The following is a 1219-nucleotide window of genomic DNA, read 5'->3' on the forward strand; positions in this document are numbered from 1 at the left end:
CGCATCGTCGACGCGGACTCCTTGACGCGGTCCCACAGGGCCATCGAGAACTCCCTGCCCCCCTTGGAGGGCCGCCCGGGTCGGGTGGGGTGAACGGCCTGGGCGAACCCGTCTTCTATGTCGCTGTAGAAGCTACGAGGCCGGGCTGAAGGCGCGTCAGCGCACCAGCGGGGCGACCTCCTTCGCGAGCCGCCCCTCCAGCTCGGCGCCCCGCGCGACCACCTCGCCGCCCCGGTCGAGGAGGACGTATTCACCCGGTGTGGAGACGTCGAACCGATTCCACACCTCCTTGCCGGGGTCCGACAGATGACGCACGTGTCGCGTGCCGGTCGAATCGACGAAGGCGCGGTGAAGCGCGTCTCCACCGCCGCCGGCGACACCGAGGACGTTGACCTGCCCCTCGTACAGGTCCGCGGTCATCGCAACCTCGGGAGCCTGGGCCCCGCACGCGCCGCACGCCGGCTCCCAGAACCACAGCACGGCCGGTTTCCCGGCGAGCGTGACGCCCTCGAAGGGCTTCGAGTCCAGCGTCGAGGCCGCGAAGGCGAGCTTTGCCGGAGTGCCGGCGGTCGGCGGGGCGTGCGCCCCCGCCGGCTCCTGCGTCGACCGGCCGCATGCGGCGACGGCGACGGCGAGGACGGCCGCGAGGGCGGCGAGGGGGACACGGCGGGCATGACGTGCGGGCATGGCGGACTCCAGAGGAAGGGAGGGGTGAAGCCCCTTCGGAAACTACATGCCTGTAGTAGCGAGACCGGGCCGCAGACACCGCCGCGCGAGGGTTCGACCCATGTGGCGCACATCGGCCCGCCCCGGTGGTGGCGGCGAACCACTCTCCACCGGGGTGCCGGATCCAGCGCCGTTCAGCCCTCGTCGCCTTCGTCGCCTTCGTCGTCACCCTCGAAGAAGTCGCCCACCTCGTCGATGACTTCGGCGGCCACCATGCCGCCGACCACGCCGACGGCCAGGCCCGCGGCACCGGCGGCGACCGCCGTTCCCACGCCCGGGCCGGAACGGTGACCGTCACCGTGGTGCCCGCCGTGACCGTACTCGTCCTTGTGGCCGTGGCCACCGTGGGAGCCGTGGCCGCCCTGGGCGAAGAGCGCACCACCCGCGTGGCCGTACGAGCCGTGCGGGGCGCGGTGCTCGACGAGACCGCGGATCCAGCCGTCCACCTCAGCGTTCCAGTCCGTGCGGTCGACGTCGTGGTGACCGACGGTGT

1 protein-coding gene and 1 pseudogene are annotated in these 1219 nt (G+C 72.5%); both read right to left on the bottom strand.

What is annotated here, in order from left to right:
• Positions 1-156 precede the first annotated feature (156 nt).
• Positions 157-687 carry a redoxin domain-containing protein gene (locus QK442_RS36140; protein ID WP_282698378.1) on the bottom strand — a complete coding sequence of 177 codons (531 nt, stop codon included), beginning with the start codon at positions 685-687 and terminating at the stop codon, positions 157-159.
• 173 nt (positions 688-860) lie between these two features.
• Positions 861-1219, bottom strand: a pseudogene (locus tag QK442_RS36145) (sporulation protein); the annotation flags it as partial.

This window comes from Streptomyces sp. CC208A (genome assembly GCF_030010625.1).
In the GTDB taxonomy this organism is placed as follows: domain Bacteria; phylum Actinomycetota; class Actinomycetes; order Streptomycetales; family Streptomycetaceae; genus Streptomyces.

Coding starts and splice junctions, on each gene's coding strand:
- QK442_RS36140 (WP_282698378.1), bottom strand. CDS start 687: ATGCCCGCACGTCATGCCCGCCGTGTCCCCCTCGCCGCCCTCGCGGCC.